The following is a 16,044-nucleotide window of genomic DNA, read 5'->3' as shown; positions in this document are numbered from 1 at the left end:
GAAATCGGCCAACGGATGGCGACATTGGTGTTTAAAACATACCAGAAATGAGAGGGACTACTCGCGAGTGCAGCAAACCCTATTTTTCGCCGACCTCATCTTCCCTCATCACCTAAGATACCGCCGAGGAAGATAAACATCAGGTACGGTAGCCAGGATAATGACAAAAACAGGAGTCATACGCAGAATGCCGAGCCGACACGCCATAGCAACACCAAGCGGAAAACATCTTATTTTCCTCTGTAGAGTCATTGCAGTCACCGGACTGGTGGTCAGTCTGGGCTGGTTAATGGTATTTGTCGTGCTGCATGAGTGGGATCTCGTCCTGTCATTACTTATTTTAGGCATCGCTGTAGTGCCCTGCTGGCGACTTGCTGCTGGTGGCTACTTTTCTGCAGGACTCATGCTTTCACAAGTATTTTGTGTGATCTTTGTGATTATTTTTTGTCTCTTCTACGATGTGCCAGAAGCAATGGTGCAGAGGACCACACACCTCTATTTGCTGGTGATCGCTCTTGTTGGATACATGAACTTCCAGAGTAATAGATCCACGATGCAGATTATTATTATTGTTTTCAGCCTTATAGCATTTATCATTTTTTGTAATAACGCAGTGACACTTTCTTTTGTCAATGAAATGCCACGCCGCTTTCGGTCTTTTAGTATCTGGGTGAATCCGGTTCTGGCAACCACCATCTTATGCGGCGCTATTGCCGCCATGCACGCTGATTTGTCCCGTATGACGGCGAAAGCAAGGTCAATACAGCGTGCATTGTACAACGATGAATTTGTGCTTGTATTCCAGCCTTTGGTTGATCGCACGGGTGGCATTATTGGTGCTGAAGCCCTTCTGCGCTGGCAGCATCCCAGCAAGGGTATGCTGCCCCCCTCTGAATTCATCTCGGAAGCTCAGGATGCCGGCCTGATGCCGGCAATTGGTGAATGGGTGATAGCAAGCGCCTTCCGAGAGCTTGCACTCTGGCAGGAAAATGTCCTGACTCGCCATCTTTCCCTGTCTATCAATATTACCGTTGACCACCTTATGCAGCATAATTTCATTGATGAACTGATTAAAAATGCAAAAAATGCCGGCATCCCTGCTTCCCTGGTCAAGTTAGAGCTGACTGAAAGCGTCTTCGCCTCTGATCCTGATACCATCGTTGCCCGAATGAAAGATCTGGCGCAAGCCGGATTCAAATTTTCTCTGGATGATTTCGGTACCGGGTTCTCTTCTCTCAGTTATCTTCGGCGTCTGCCGCTAGAACAGATTAAAATTGATCGCAGTTTTGTGTCAGCAGCAAGTGAAAGCAAAAAAGGGGCGGTAATAGCCAGGATAATTGCTCAGATGGGCGCGGAGCTAAGCCTGGAGGTGCTTGCCGAAGGCATTGAAACAGCAGAGCAATGGTCAATTATGCAACGTTTTGGCTGCACGCTATTTCAGGGATTCCTTTTTTCTCGTCCACTCAGTGCAGCAAACCTTCAGCGCTTTATCTGTGAAAATAAGGCAGCAAGTGAATAGCTCAAACGCGGCAAAAGTATTATTTGCGACTCTCGGCGCTAACACTATTTTTTGCCCCATTGCTTGCTAACTGCCCTGCAAATAGCAGCCCTGTATGCTGGTGACTCTACCTCACCGGCACACTGGCATTTCAGACACAGAGATTGTCCATTTCAACAAAGCCCTGAGCTATTGGCTGTTTTAGTTTGGAGATAGCAAACTCTTTCGCGGTCCGCCGCGCGCGATCTTCACTGCCAACAGGAAACGCCACCATGCAAAACTTGCACTATAAAAGCCTGCTCGAGATTGGCCGACTGATCCAGTCACAAGAGATCTCCTCCGTCGACGTCACCCAATATCTGCTCAATCGCATCGCCGCCCTTGAACCCCGGTTGCACAGTTTTTTCTTTGTGATGGGCGAAAACGCACTGATTGCAGCGGCACAGGCCGATGCCGAGATCGCCGAGGGCGTGATACGCGGTCCACTGCACGGTGTGCCCATTGCGCTGAAGGATTTAATCTGGACCAAAGATGCCCCCACCACTCACGGTATGGCCATCCACCAGGGCCGTTTGCCCGCCGAAGATTCAACGATAGTTGAACGTTTTAAACAGGCCGGGGCGGTGATCCTTGGCAAACTGGCGCAAACGGAAAGTGCTTTTGCCGACCATCATCCGCAACTGACCCGACCGGATAATCCCTGGGGCGCAGATCTGTGGACCGGCGTCTCCTCCAGCGGCTCGGGGGTGGCCACCGCCGCGGGGCTTTGCTACGGCGCGATCGGCACCGATACCGGCGGCTCTATTCGTTTTCCGAGCAATGCCAACGGCGTAACCGGGATCAAACCAACCTGGGGGCGAGTTACCCGTCACGGTGCCTGTGAACTTGCTGCCTCACTGGATCATATCGGCCCGATGGCCCGCTCGGTAGCCGATGCCGCCGCCATATTGCAGGCCATTGCCGGTCGCGATGCCAAAGACCCGACTTCCAGCAGTGAGCCGGTGCCGGATTGCCTGGCATTAATGACCCGCGGCATCCATAAGCTGCGGATTGGTGTCGATGCCGGCTGGGCACTGGACAAAGTGGATGAAGAGACTCGTGCAGCACTGCAACGGGCGATCGTCACCCTCGCCGACCTGGGGGCAGAAATTGTAGAGATCACCATGCCCGACACCGATGAAGCCGCCGCCGACTGGAGCGCACTTTGCGCTGTTGAAACCGCACTGGCCCACGAAGAGACCTATCCGGCACAGAAAGCACACTACGGCCCGGGACTGGCAGGATTGCTGGATTTGGGCCATCAGGTGTCGGCACTGGACTATCAACGTTTATGGCTAAAACGCGCCGCCCTGCGCGGTAATATCAGCGCACTGTTTACCGAGGTGGATCTGATTTTGTCACCGGCCACCGCCTACTGTGGCTTGACCTGGGAAACCATGAGTCGCTTTGGCACTGACAAAGCTCTTTTTGATGGCGTGCTGCGCTATACCAGTGCATTCGATATGAGTGGTCACCCGACCATTACCCTGCCTTGCGGCCAAAGCCGTTCCGGTGCGCCTATTGGTTTTCAACTGGTTGCCGCGCATTTTGATGAAGTGCGCGCCATTCAGGGCGGCTGGGCCTGGCAACAGGCCACCGACTGGCATAAGCAACACCCTGATTTATAAGCTCCCTGCCGCCAACTGATGGATAACACTGGCGGCAGAAGCCCGCAGCACCCTGCCGCTAATGGCCTGAAAATTGCATTTAAAATCATGCAGCAGCAATGTCTGAGTGATGATAAGGGGCGTTGGCATGAAAGAAAATTTCACCACGGATAGCTTGGATAACCGTCACCGTTTTGATGCCTGGCGCGAGGCGGTCTGCTCGCGGCTAATCAAAGCGCAGGCGCGGCAAACCTATAACGATGACTTCTCCGGAAGCTTTAGCTACGGCTCGCTGGGCGATGTGCATATCGCCACTCATAGCTCGCAAACCTCTCTGTTGTGGCAACGGACCACGGATTGCATTCGTCACCATCCCAACCACGATTATTATCTTGGGTTGGTTGGCTCGGGAACCGGCACCTTATCGCAAAACGGCCACTGTTCAACGGTGACCGGCGGCGATGTGGTGATCTACGATGCCGCCAATCCCTTTGATTTTGCGATGGAAAAGATGGCCATTAATATTATCCATCTGCCACGAGGAATAATGGAAAAACAAGCCCCCGCCATCTCTGCGCTGGCGGGAAAATGTTTTGATCTAACCCGCCCCGGCATCACCTCGCTTAAGCAAATGGTGGCGGAAGCCTATCTCTATAATACTGAGCAGGAAAAACCCTTTCTCACCGAGCAGTTTGCCAATACGCTGTTTAGCATTATTGCCGTCAGTATCAATTTGCAAAAGAGTAATGACGAACTGAAGCCCGATCTCTACCGGCGGATCCTCGACTATCTGCGTCAGCATCTTGACGATCCTCAACTGTCGATTGCCACCCTGGCCAATGCCCATCACGTTTCCCCGCGCACGCTAAGTCGGTTATTTGCCGCCCATAACACCACACCAATGAATGTGGTGTGGCAAGAGCGTCTGCTGGCCTGCCGCAAGGTGCTGGTTAGCGGTCAGGCGAGAAATATTACTCAGGTGGCCCTCGACCATGGTTTTAGCGATATGTCGCACTTTAGCCTCGCCTTTCGCAAAGCCTTTGGCTGCTCGCCAAGCAGCCTGTTGAAAGCCGAACGACGGATGATGTAACGCTCAAGTCTTACGTCCCGGATAGCTTCTGCCAGCGATAACACGTTCGGCGGTATGATCCAGGCTGCAGCGTGCATCCATCGCCGCACGGCGCAAAAGACGATAAGCGCTATTTTCATCCATCCCCTGCTCGCGCATCAGGATGCCTTTTGCCTGCGTCAGTCTGGTTTTGGGTTCCTCGGGTAATGGCTGGCACGCTTTGCGCAGTGCCGCACACTGCCGTACCCAGCCAAGGGTACCGATAATCTGCACAATAAGGGCGAAAGGATTGATAACCTTATCGAGAATGGCGGCGGGTTTTAGGGTCATCAACAGCGGAAATAATGCACTGTGCTGATAATCCGCCAGGGCAATCACCGGCACACCGCGATCGTGCAGGCTGGTCACCAGCCGTAGCAACTGGTGATGGCTATGGGGTTCAATTGCCAGCAACAGCAAATCCACCTCAGTGGGTGCGGTGACCGGTAGCGGCCAACAGTAACAGGTCTGACAGCCCAGCTCGGTCAGCGACGCCGCCAGGGCGCTGGCACTCCGGCGGTCGGGATGGATAATAGACACCTTGAGTCCATGCAAGGTCGCCAGTAAAGATGTCTCGGCCATATTCTGCCCCCGGTTAAGTCGGTTAACGAAACCCTACTGTAAGGCAACGGCTGCTGGCGGTGCTTTGTTGTGATTGCCTGAGACTGTGTCAAAGTGGACAGTCTCAGACCACGGGCCTCAAGCATGAAATCCCAGATACTGCTCGGCAATAGCGGCGCTGCTGGTGGTAAGGGGATCGATCACCTGGGTGATCTGCCCCTTTTCTATCACATGGATACGATCAGCCAGGCTATAGAGAAACTCAATGTCCTGCTCGACCAGAATGATCGAGATATCCATCTCGTGGCGCAGTTTTTGCAGCGTCTCGATAATCTCCTCGCAGATATTGGGTTGAATGCCCTCGGTAGGTTCATCCAGCAACACCAACTGCGGTTCGCCGCACAAACAGCGCGCCAGCGCCAGCAACTGCTGCTCGCCACCGGAAAGCGCGCCGCCAGGCTGGGCCAACAGCCGTTTAAGCCGTGGGAAAATCTCCAGCATATGTTCGATAATCGGCTGTGAACGGGAAAAATGTTTGACGCAGCCCATGCGCAAATTCTCCTCAACGGTGAGCAGCGGGAATATCTGTCTTCCCTGCGGCACATAGCCAATACCGGCGCTGGCCCGTTGATAGGCCTGATAACGGCTGATATCAATACCGTTGAGGGAGATCTGCCCTTGCCAGGCGGGCAGCTCGCCCATAATGGCGCGTAACAAGGTGGTTTTACCCATACCATTGCGACCGAGCACGCCGGTAAAGGATTTGGCACCGACAAACATTTCCGCCAGATTGAGTACCGGAATTTTGTTATAGCCAGAGACTAACTGGTTAATTTGCAGCATGTTTAATCTCCATATTGCCAAGATAGGCATCTTTCACCGACTGCTGCGCGGTGACCTCGGCAAAGGTCCCCTCCGCCAGCACCGCGCCCTGATTAAACACCGTCACCTGTTGCGCAATCATGCTGATAAACTCCATATCATGTTCCACCACTACCACGGTGCTTTGCTGATTGATGGCCTTAATCAGTTCTGCGGTTTTTCTCACTTCGTGATGGGTCATCCCGGCGGCAGGCTCATCCAGCAAGACCAACTGCGGACGTGAAATCAGGATCATGCCCAGCTCAACCCATTGCCGCTGACCATGGGCCAGCTCGGAGAGAATGGCATTCTTGACCGCTGTCAGACCGATATCCTGCAATACCTCGTCAATGGCCGCGGCGATCGCCCGCTTCTCCAGACGGATGGCCGCCGCCTGCCACAGATTGTCCCAGACGCTTAACCCCTCAAATACGCTGGGCACCTGAGTTTTGATACCGATCCCCAGGCGGGCGATCTCCCACGGACGCATGCCGGAAATCACCTTGCCGCGATAGAGACACTGGCCACGGGTGGGCGAAACCTGGCCACTGAGCATTTTGAAAAACGTGCTCTTCCCGGCCCCATTGGGACCGATCAGACAACGCAGCTCCCCCTCAAACAGGCTAAAATCCACTTCTTTTACCGCGTGAACGCCACCAAAACTGACACCAATCTTTTGGGTCTGTAATAGCAAAGAGCCATTCATGATTTCACCTTATCGATAGCAGCAGGGTTAATAACCTGGGGGGATTTGCCTTTGCGGGTAAACAACCGTTGCAGGGTGGGCAAAATGCCACCGGGGATCAGCAACACAAAAATGGCCAGAATAATCCCCAGCACCAGATTGGTATCGACGCTTTGCTGGGCACCAAGACGGGTGACTAGCCATTGCAGCGCAATGCAGCTGAGCACCGGGCCAATCAGGGTGCCGCGACCGCCGACAATTACCCAGATAATAATCTGCGCCGACTGGCTGAGACTAAAGACGCCAGGACTGACAAATGCCCCCCAGTTGGCATACAGGCAGCCCGCCAGTCCGGCAATGGCCGCACCGATGGCAAAGGTCGCCAATTTATGCGCCGGGACGTTATAGCCCAACAGCCCGGCACGCTGTTCATTCTCACGGATCGCCACCACCGTTTTACCAAAACGACTTAACAGGGTGAATTTCAGCAGCAGATAACAGAGCACCAGGCCAGCGACGGTGACCATAAATAGCGCCTGCGGCGAGAGAATATCGTCAACGGCAAAGGGCATATTGAGCGTGGGAACCGAGGGGATACCGTTAAAACCGCCCAGCAAAGCCTGACCGAGGTGATATTCACTGCCGGAGGTGGAGTTGATCCAGTTAAACAGCACCAGGCTGACGGCCAAAGTAATGGCTCCGAGATAGACATCGCTTACCCCGCCATAAAAAATTACATAGCCCAGCAACAGCGCGAACAGTGTCGGGATCGCTATGGCGGCGACCACTGCCCAGGTGGAATCCCCCCAGTTAATTACGCCAATGGCGTAGCTATAGGCCCCTAAACCGAAGAATGCCGCCTGACCAAAGCAGAGAATACCGCCGTAGCCCCAGATAAACGCCAGGCTTAGCGCCAGGATACCCATCACCAGAAATACCGTCAGCGACAACAGGGTATAAAGCTCCAGACTGGCAGAGAGATAGCCGGCAACCAACAGCACCACAATAGCCAGCAGCACAGGCTGATATTGATTGGAAAAGCGCGTCATTACAGCGATCTCCTGAAGAATCGGCCAGTGATCCCTTGCGGCAGTAAACGCAGCAGCACAATGGCGGTCAGTAACAGGGCAACAGCACCAAAAACCGGGGTAGAAGCATAGGTCACCAACTGCGAGATGACGCCAAACAGGGTGGAAGCCGATAACGTACCGGCGATAATGGCGCTGCCGCCGCCAATCACGGTAATAAAAGCCTTGGCGATAAAGCTCACGCCAACCGTGGGGATGACACCGGTGATCGGCGCCAGCAACGCCCCGCCCAATCCCGACAGTGCGGCGCCCAGACCAAATGTCAGACTGTAGATTTGACCGGGGTTAGTACCGAGCGCCGCCGCCATGCGGGCATTCTGCATGGTGGCTCGCGCGCACAGCCCCAGAGTGGTAAAGCGCAACAGCAGCCACAGCGCGACGAGCAAACAGAGAGAAAAAGCAATCATAAACAGCGAGTAGCCACTGGTACTAAAACGGCCGACGGCTACGCTGGACAGTGGCGAACTGATGCCGAGAGTGGTATTGCCGAAGATCATCGTTGCCGCACCAATCAGCGCCAGGCTCAGCCCCCAGGTCGCCAGCATGGTATCGATCATTCGCCCGTACAGATGGCGAATAATCACCCTTTCAATCACGATACCAAACAGACCGACCACCAGCGGCGCGACCACCAGCATGGCTATCCAGATGGGGATCCCCAGATGATTGGTGGCCAGAATGGCACTATAGCCACCGAGCATCATAAATTCACCGTGAGCCATATTGACGATTTTCATCATGCCAAACACCACCGCCAGGCCGAGACTCATAACAATCAGCACGGCGATAGCGTTCAGCACCTCAATGGCATAGATAATCAACAAATCCATAGTGACTCCCATTAAAGTGCAATTTGGTACTGTTTGTTATCACGCGGATTTTTTTGCAGGTTACACACCATGGCGGTATCTGCCGGGGCCTGTTGCGAATAGGTCTCGAGAATATTCATGCCATGGTTGTGAACTTCGGCGATATGTACATCAAGAATGCAGTGATGGGTCAAGGGATCCATGGTGACTTTACCGCTGGGCGACGTCACCGAAATACCGCTTTCCAAGGCGCTGGTCACTTTTATGCGGTCAATATCTCCGGCTTTTCTTACCCCTTCGGCCCACAGCAACATTCCCTGATAGGCCCCCATTGCCAGATCGTGAATATAAGGCGCATTGCTGCCGTACTTCTGTCTAAATTTGCTCACAAATGCGGTATTGTCTGCCGTCGGGATCTCCTGCATATAGTTGGCACACACCAAAATGCCATTGCTCTCTTCCGGTGACAGAATAATATGTTCATTGCCGCTGCCAAATACCGTTGAGGCGATGGGGATTTTTCCGGTCATACCCGACGCATGCCACTGACGGTAGAAAGAGAGGTGCGCCCCGCCCACCAGCGCGGACCAGACGATATCGGGTTTCGCAGCCTGAACTTTGGAAATGGCGGCACCGAAATCGGTAACGTCCAGCGGGAAGAATTGAATATCCATCACCTCGCCCCCGTTATCCTGCACATATTTTTTCACCCAGGCCGAGACGATTTGCCCATAGTTATAATCTGCCGCCAGGATATAAACTTTTTTACCCCATTTTTTCATTGCATAGGGCACCATTTTTTCCACCGTTTGTGCCGGAGTCGAACCTGATGAGAAATAATTACGGTCACAAACGCCGCCTTCATATTGCGTAGGATAAAAATAGAGGGTACGAAAACGATCGAGCACCGGACGAATAACCTCACGGGATGCGGAAGTGATCCCGCCGTGCACCACCGCGACTTTATCTTTGAGCGCTGCCTGTTGTGCATATTGCGCGTACAATTGCATATTTGATTGCGCATCGTAATTAATCATTTGTACCGGGCGACCTAATAAGCCGCCCGCCGCATTGATTTCATCAGCGGCAAGATTGATGGCATCCGACATCGGTTTGCCATAAATATCCAGGCCACCGGATAGGTCGAGAATAGACGCCACCTTGATAGGTTCTTTACTGTCGGCCGAAAACCCCAGCCGAGGTATGCCGCCTGCTGCCAGGCCGAGTGCAGATAACAGAGAGTTATTAATAAATGAACGACGACTAATAGCCATAGTAACCTCAAGGATGTGTGGTTAAACATAATGGGAAAGAGGCTTCCGGGAAACCGGTGTGTCACAGCTGAATGGATACGCTTCAGACTTCATTGTCTGAGTTTCCGATTGGGTATTTGCCACGTCGTTGGGGCAATAAAAATAGTAAAGCAATAACCAGGCCAATTTTTGCGGATAACCATTAGCGATGATAAACACCGCTGCTGCGTGCTAAAAAAAACCTCGACTGACAAGTCGGCAATAAACACGCATTACTCACAGCCCATATATTTAACCGCCCTGCACTTTTTCATGGCAATAAAGCACCGCAACAGTGCATCGCAGTATAATTCTTTTTGTTACGCCTAATTACCTGCTGTCTCATTCAACACAGTGATTGTCCTTTTCAACACAGAATAGCTTTAGTTTATTTGCTATAAGCAAAATGGATTTTATATATTATGCCATGGCGTATTATTCAATATAATAATATAAGGCCGTGGCAATAATTTAATGCAATTCAATTTAGCCGTTAATATCCCCCTTACAGGCTGCATTAATATAATATGGCTCCCAGTGCACAGGTGATTATCCATGGGTAAATCTGCCAAAAAAAATCCACGCCGGAGCGTGGATTTGAGTTTGATGACAAAGTCGTGTTGATGATCGAGATACCCGGGCATAGCACACCTAGGGGCGCTCCGGCGGGCAAGCCCGCTACGACCCCAACGGTGCACTCTCCCTAATAACGGACTTTGTCAGCAGTAAAAAATCCACGCGGGCGTGGATTTTTTACTTAACTCAGACCAAGCGCAGATCAGGTTCTGAAATGGCCAACCGACACTGCCAGCCCGGTCGCCTGTTCCTGCAACGCCGTAGCAGCACTGGTTGACTCCTGGACCATAGCAGCGTTCTGCTGCACCATACCGTCAAGCTGGGTAATGGCGATATGGATCTCATTGATACTCAGCATCTGCTCTTCGGCAGCATGGGTGATTTCCAGCATTACACTGCTGACGTTGGCAACATTGCTGACAATCTCACTCATGCTATCACTGGCCAGTCGTACCTGGGCAGAACCTGAGGCCACGCTGGTGACGGTAGAGTCGATCAACACTTTGATCTCTTTCGCTGCCTGGGCACTGCGCTGCGCCAGACTGCGCACTTCGCTGGCGACCACCGCAAACCCACGGCCTTGTTCTCCGGCACGCGCAGCTTCAACGGCGGCGTTAAGCGCCAGGATATTGGTCTGGAAGGCAATGCCGTCGATAACGCTGGTAATATCACCAATCTTCGAGGAAGCCGTTTCAATGCTGTCCATGGTGTTGATCACCTTGGTCACCACTTCATCACCGCGAGTCGCTGCGTCAGAAGCGGTTCTCGCCGTAACACTGGCCTGCTTGGCAGAACTGGCGGATTGCGAAACCGTGGCGGTGATCTGCTCCAGAGAAGCTGCCGTCTGTTGCAAGTTGGCAGCGGCAGATTCTGTACGTCCTGCCAGATCATTGTTACCGGCGGCAATCTCATCGGCGGCAACTTTTACCGATTCGCTGGTGCTGCGGATCTCGACCATCACTCGGCTAAGCTTATCGACAAAGACATTGAAAGCATGCGCAATCTCGGTGACTTCATCATGGCCGTCAGACGGCAAGCGCTGACTGAGATCCCCTTCGCCGGAGCTGATGGCATTCAAAGTATCGCGAACCACCGAAAGGCGCTTAAAGGATTTACTGATGATTAAACCGATGATCCCGGCAGAAACCAGCACAATCACAATCAGGGTAATCAGTGACGAGGTCAGCAAAGAGCGCATCCCTGCCGTTGATTCTTTCTGATCCTGGATAACCAGTGTAAACCAGTTGGTGCCCTTGACCGGCATAGCGCGCAGCCGTTTTTCTGCACCGTTAAGCTGAATATCGACCACATCTTTGGCCGCCAATAACGCCGGCAGATCCAACTCATGAGCCATTGAGGCAAAAGGTTTTAAGGTCAGCGCCGCATCGGGATGCGCAATAATGGTCCCGGTGCTGTCTACCAACATACCGAAACTGGCTGGCGTCGGATGGATAGTATTGACGTTGTTGATCACGCTGGTCATTGACACGTCACCCGCAACAATGCCTTTCAGAGTGCCTTGTTCCATAATCGGCACGGCAAAAGTCACCACCAGCTTGCCGGTACCGGCGTCAATATAAGGCGGGGTAACCACGGCATGCCCGGCGCTTTCTGCCTGCTTATACCACGGACGACCGGTGGGGTTATAATCGGCAGGAACCCCGGTCGGATCGGAGAATTTCGCGGTTTTATTGGCATAACCGACATAAACGTTGGTGAAATCGCCTGCAGTGGCGATCAGCTTCATTACCGGGATAGGATCATCGGTCAGCGCCACAGCCTGCAACGACGCAATCATCTCGGTTTTTTGGCTGACCCAATCGCTGATCCCCTGCGAATGGCTGGCCGTTAGTGCATTCAGCGTGCTGTCCGTCGCTTGGCTATTATAATTATTGGCAACTGTATAACTCAGAAAAGTATTGATAGCTAATGCACACATAACAATTGCGATGCAAGCCACCATAATGCGCGAACGAATAGTCTTGAACATGAGCGTTTCCAAACAAGGATCCAGTACCTTTAATTAACGGCAGTAGCTAATAAAACTTGAGATCCGTCACAAAAAAAACGATAAAAAAACCCAGATATCTCAAGGGTTGCGGCGTAAGTGTCTGTTTACTGTCACCCGCAAAATCTCATAATTTGAGAAGACAATCACACTATTGGGTCAACCACTGCTCCTGATCACATTTAGATAACATTGTTTGAACATTTTTTTGCCCTTTCTCGATCTTTTCTCCTATACCTGTCACTGAAATATATTTCTTCTCTATGAAATTATTTTCACCCTTACTCGCGGCTCGTTTTTCCGTAGGTCTGCTGTCACGGCTGAGCCCTGTATTTCACCTGTTATACGGGGAATAAAAATGAAAAAAAGTTACGCGCTCTTCGCCTGCTTACTGGCTAGCCTAAGCCTGATGCCACTGGCGAAAGCGGCGCCCGAAACGCCACAGTTTCGCTGTAAACCCGGCGAAACCTACTATATGAATGTGATGGTTACCGGCGTCGAATACTGGTTTCCGGTGTATGAAATGTTCAAGCAGGCAGCCCATCAACTGGGATGTAAAACCGTCTATGGCGGTACTCCAGCCTATGATGTCAACCAGCAGCTGACCAGCTTTGAGCAGATGCTGGCGCAAAAACCTGCCGGTATTTTTCTGCACCCGATGAATCCCGATCCTTTTATTGAGCCAATTAATCGCGCCGCGGAAATGGGCATTCCGGTGGTGACTTTTGCCGCCGACTCGCCTAACAGCAAGCGCGTGGCCTACATCACCTCCGATAATTTTCGCGAGGGCAAAGCTGCCGCCGATGAAATGGGTAAAGCCATCGCCGGTAAAGGGGAATATGCCGTTCTGGAAAATCCGGGCCAGGATAATCATGACCGTCGGGTCAGCGCCTTTATCAATGAAATGAAAACCGCCTTCCCGCAGACCCAGTTGGTCGCCCGCGCCGCCACCAATCAGGATCCCTCAAAGGCCTACAACGCGGTGTTATCCATTTTGCAGGCACATCCAAATCTGGCGGTGCTGTTTATGCCGGAAGCCAGCTCGGCGATTGGCGCGGCGCAGGCGGTGGCAGAAAACGGTGGCAAAGTGAAAGTGATGACCGTCGACGTCAATGCCAAAGTGCTGGATATGATCAAGAGCGGTGAGGTCTATGCGGCAATCGATCCCAATCAGGGCGTGCAGGGTTATATGGGCTTTATGACCCTGTTTTTGGCTGCCCACCCCGAACTGATTGACCCGATGAATGACGCCAAACGCAGCGGCAGTAATCCCTTTGCCTTCCCGCTACTGGATAATGGCTACGCGGTGGTGACCAAAGATAATGCCGATGATTTCCGCTGGGACAGTTACCTGAAACGCCGCGGCAGCAAAGGCATCAATGAGTAAGGGGCACAGCATGACCACCTCCGCGATTTTGACCTTGCGCGCCATCAGTAAAGCTTTTGGCGCGGTAAAAGCCCTACAACAGGTCGATTTTCAACTGCGCGCCGGGGAGATCCACGCTCTGGCCGGGGAAAACGGCGCTGGCAAATCGACATTAATGAATATTATTGACGGCATTCTGCGCCCGGACAGCGGTGAGATATTGCTGGACGGTCAGCCGGTGATTCTGCACTCACCGGCCGATGCACAGCGTCTGGGGATCGGGCTGGTACACCAGGAGATCGCCCTCTGCCCGGATATCTCGATCTACGAAAATATCTGCATGGCGCAATCGAGTCAGGGACATGGGCTGATGGACCATCGAGGGCTGCGCAATAAGGCGCAGGCAGTAATGGACCAACTGGCCGCGATCCCGGTAACCCGTAAAGTCGCCACCCTGTCGCTGTCGCAGCAGCAGTTGGTAGAAATCGCCAAAGCCCTGACTCTCGACTGCCGCATTTTGATCCTCGATGAACCCACAGCCGCGCTGACCGAACCCGAGGCGCAGCGGTTGTTTGTAATTATTCGCCAGCTACAGGCGCGGGGTATGGCCATTGTTTATATCAGCCATCGAATGGCGGAAATTTTCTCGCTCTGTCAACACATTACCATTATGCGCGATGGTAAAACCGTCTCCAGTTCACCACTGAGTGAGTTAACGCCGGACCAGGTGATCACCCGTCTGGTTGGCCGAGAGTTGACGCAAATGTATCCGCCAAAACGACCGCCCCCCAGCGCACCCGCGCGGCTGGAGGTCAGCGGCCTGTGCGCCGCACGGCATTTTCAGGATATCAGCTTTAGCCTCTATCCCGGCGAGATCCTCGGTTTTGGCGGCCTGATGGGCGCAGGACGCAGCGAAATCGCTCAGGCGATATGTGGTTTGCTGCCCTGGCAACGCGGCGAAGTACGGATCAACGGCAAGAAAACCCTATTGACCCGCTACGCCGACAGCATTGCTCAAGGCATGGTCTATCTGTCGGAAGATCGCAAAGACGCCGGGCTGTTTCTGGATATGCCTATCGACTGGAATATCTCCGCACTCGACCTCAAACCGCTCTCCAGCCGCTGGGGGCTATTGAGCCACCGGCGTGAGCGACAGCAGGCGGAGCGGCTCGCCGCGCAGGTCAGGCTGAAAAAAGGTCAGTTTGGCGATGCGGTTTCTTCGCTGTCGGGCGGCAATCAGCAGAAAGTGGCATTGGCAAAAATCTTGTCGGTCAATCCGGCGATCGTCTTTTTCGATGAACCCACTCGCGGCGTGGACGTTAGCGCCAAGGCAGAAATCTATCAGATCCTCCACCAGCTGGCGCAAAGCGGCGTTGGCGTGGTGGTGATCTCGTCGGAATTACCGGAACTGATCGGCTTGTGCGATCGCGTTATCGTGATCCACGAAGGACGGATCGGCGGCGAAGTGTGCGCTGATGCGATGAATGAAGAGAATATCATGCGGCTGGCAGCCGGTGTTGCCGCCTGAAAGCGGAGGGATTATGACCATTAATACCACCTTGAATACCGCAACACCTGCAAAACCCCGGCTTTACTGGCTGGGCGGACTGCATAAGCAGCGCGAAGTGGGGCTGACGACCATTATCGTGCTGATTTTTATCGTGATGAGCTTTACTTCGCCCTACTTTCTGACCTGGGCAAATATGAAAGCCATGCTGCTGTCGTTCTCCATTGAAGGCATTGTGGTGGTCGGCATGACCATATTGCTGATTGTCGGCGGCATCGATCTGTCGGTGGGGGCAGTAGTTTGCCTGTCAATGGTGGTCGCCGGACAGCTGTTTCTTAGTGGCGTCGATCCCTGGCTGGCCAGTCTGGCGGGTATTGCTGCGGCAGCATTGGTGGGGTTTTTAATGGGGCTGACCGTCACCAAAATCGGGTTAAGTCACTTTATCGCCTCGCTGGCGGCAATGGTGATTGTGCGCGGTCTGTGCATGATCATTACCCAGGGCACCCCGTTGTCACTGTTTACCCTGCCGTTAAGTTTCAAATTTATCGGCCAGGGTACGCTGTACAGCATCCCCTTTGTGATCGTGCTATTTTTTATTCTGGTGGTGTTGTTTGATTTTCTGCTGCGTAAAGCCACCGCCTTTCGCAAAGTGTTTTACACCGGCAGCAACGAGCGCGCCGCCGCCTATTCCGGTATTAAAGTCAATAAGATCAAATTACTTGTGACGGTGCTCACATCCACCCTGGCCGGGGTTGCCGGTATTATCTATATGGCGCGTCTTGGCTCGGCCACCCCGACCTTTGGCGTCGGCATGGAGCTGAATGTGATTGCCGCTGCGGTAATTGGCGGCGCCAGTTTAAAAGGCGGCACGGGCTCGATCCTCGGCGCGGTGCTGGGGGTGGCGCTGCTGTCGATTGTTACCAGTTCACTGATCCTGATTAACGTTTCCGTCTATTGGCAGGATCTGATTAAGGGCCTGATTTTGCTGGCCGCCGTTTCTCTGGACCACCTTATGACCAAGTATCGTTAAAGCGGAGCC

At 53.1% G+C, this 16,044-nt stretch carries 13 protein-coding genes; 6 read left to right on the top strand and 7 right to left on the bottom strand.

Going from position 1 to position 16,044, the window contains the following annotated elements; translation table 11 throughout:
* Positions 1-187: 187 nt before the first annotated feature.
* From GW590_RS06590 to GW590_RS06580, 3 genes are all read left to right on the top strand, one after another.
* Positions 188-1,519: a putative bifunctional diguanylate cyclase/phosphodiesterase gene (locus tag GW590_RS06590; protein WP_169402235.1), complete on the top strand. Its 1,332-nt coding sequence runs from the start codon at positions 188-190 to the stop codon at positions 1,517-1,519.
* A 251-nt stretch (positions 1,520-1,770) separates the two neighbouring features.
* The gene (locus GW590_RS06585) at positions 1,771-3,165 is read left to right on the top strand and encodes an amidase (RefSeq protein ID WP_169402234.1); all 1,395 of its coding nucleotides are present in this window, start codon (positions 1,771-1,773) and stop codon (positions 3,163-3,165) included.
* 127 nt (positions 3,166-3,292) lie between these two features.
* Entirely contained in the window at positions 3,293-4,234 is a 942-nt protein-coding gene (locus tag GW590_RS06580; RefSeq protein WP_169402233.1) for an AraC family transcriptional regulator, read from the top strand.
* A 3-nt stretch (positions 4,235-4,237) separates the two neighbouring features.
* On the opposite strand, the gene GW590_RS06575 is transcribed toward GW590_RS06580, so the two are convergent.
* The 7 genes from GW590_RS06575 to GW590_RS06545 form a co-directional block, all read right to left on the bottom strand.
* Positions 4,238-4,834: an ANTAR domain-containing response regulator gene (locus GW590_RS06575; RefSeq protein WP_169402232.1), complete on the bottom strand. Its 597-nt coding sequence runs from the start codon at positions 4,832-4,834 to the stop codon at positions 4,238-4,240.
* A gap of 117 nt (positions 4,835-4,951) precedes the next feature.
* A complete protein-coding gene (locus tag GW590_RS06570; RefSeq protein WP_169402231.1) occupies positions 4,952-5,656 on the bottom strand; it encodes an ABC transporter ATP-binding protein in 705 nt (234 codons plus the stop codon).
* Positions 5,643-6,380 carry an ATP-binding cassette domain-containing protein gene (locus GW590_RS06565; protein ID WP_211186673.1) on the bottom strand — a complete coding sequence of 246 codons (738 nt, stop codon included), beginning with the start codon at positions 6,378-6,380 and terminating at the stop codon, positions 5,643-5,645. Before GW590_RS06565 ends, GW590_RS06570 begins: the two co-directional genes overlap by 14 nt.
* Complete coding sequence (locus GW590_RS06560; protein WP_169402230.1) at positions 6,377-7,408, bottom strand: branched-chain amino acid ABC transporter permease; 1,032 nt, start codon at positions 7,406-7,408, stop codon at positions 6,377-6,379. Before GW590_RS06560 ends, GW590_RS06565 begins: the two co-directional genes overlap by 4 nt.
* Positions 7,408-8,277: a branched-chain amino acid ABC transporter permease gene (locus GW590_RS06555; protein WP_169402229.1), complete on the bottom strand. Its 870-nt coding sequence runs from the start codon at positions 8,275-8,277 to the stop codon at positions 7,408-7,410. The genes GW590_RS06560 and GW590_RS06555 overlap by 1 nt, the downstream gene beginning before the upstream one ends.
* An 11-nt stretch (positions 8,278-8,288) precedes the next feature.
* The gene (locus GW590_RS06550; protein WP_169402228.1) at positions 8,289-9,530 is read right to left on the bottom strand and encodes an urea ABC transporter substrate-binding protein; all 1,242 of its coding nucleotides are present in this window, start codon (positions 9,528-9,530) and stop codon (positions 8,289-8,291) included.
* A 796-nt stretch (positions 9,531-10,326) separates the two neighbouring features.
* Entirely contained in the window at positions 10,327-12,114 is a 1,788-nt protein-coding gene (locus GW590_RS06545; RefSeq protein WP_169402227.1) for a methyl-accepting chemotaxis protein, read from the bottom strand.
* 376 nt (positions 12,115-12,490) lie between these two features.
* Between GW590_RS06545 and GW590_RS06540 the strand changes: the two genes are divergently transcribed.
* The 3 genes from GW590_RS06540 to GW590_RS06530 are packed head-to-tail and all read left to right on the top strand — an operon-like array spanning position 12,491 to position 16,035.
* Complete coding sequence (locus GW590_RS06540; RefSeq protein WP_169402226.1) at positions 12,491-13,519, top strand: substrate-binding domain-containing protein; 1,029 nt, start codon at positions 12,491-12,493, stop codon at positions 13,517-13,519.
* A 10-nt stretch (positions 13,520-13,529) separates the two neighbouring features.
* The gene (locus tag GW590_RS06535; protein WP_169402225.1) at positions 13,530-15,026 is read left to right on the top strand and encodes a sugar ABC transporter ATP-binding protein; all 1,497 of its coding nucleotides are present in this window, start codon (positions 13,530-13,532) and stop codon (positions 15,024-15,026) included.
* The gene (locus tag GW590_RS06530) at positions 14,983-16,035 is read left to right on the top strand and encodes an ABC transporter permease (RefSeq protein WP_235955872.1); all 1,053 of its coding nucleotides are present in this window, start codon (positions 14,983-14,985) and stop codon (positions 16,033-16,035) included. The genes GW590_RS06535 and GW590_RS06530 overlap by 44 nt, the downstream gene beginning before the upstream one ends.
* Positions 16,036-16,044: the final 9 nt, after the last annotated feature.

The organism is Rouxiella aceris (genome assembly GCF_012933545.1).
Taxonomy (GTDB): Bacteria; Pseudomonadota; Gammaproteobacteria; order Enterobacterales; family Enterobacteriaceae; genus Rouxiella; species Rouxiella aceris.
This window is presented reverse-complemented; position numbering and strand designations above follow the sequence as displayed.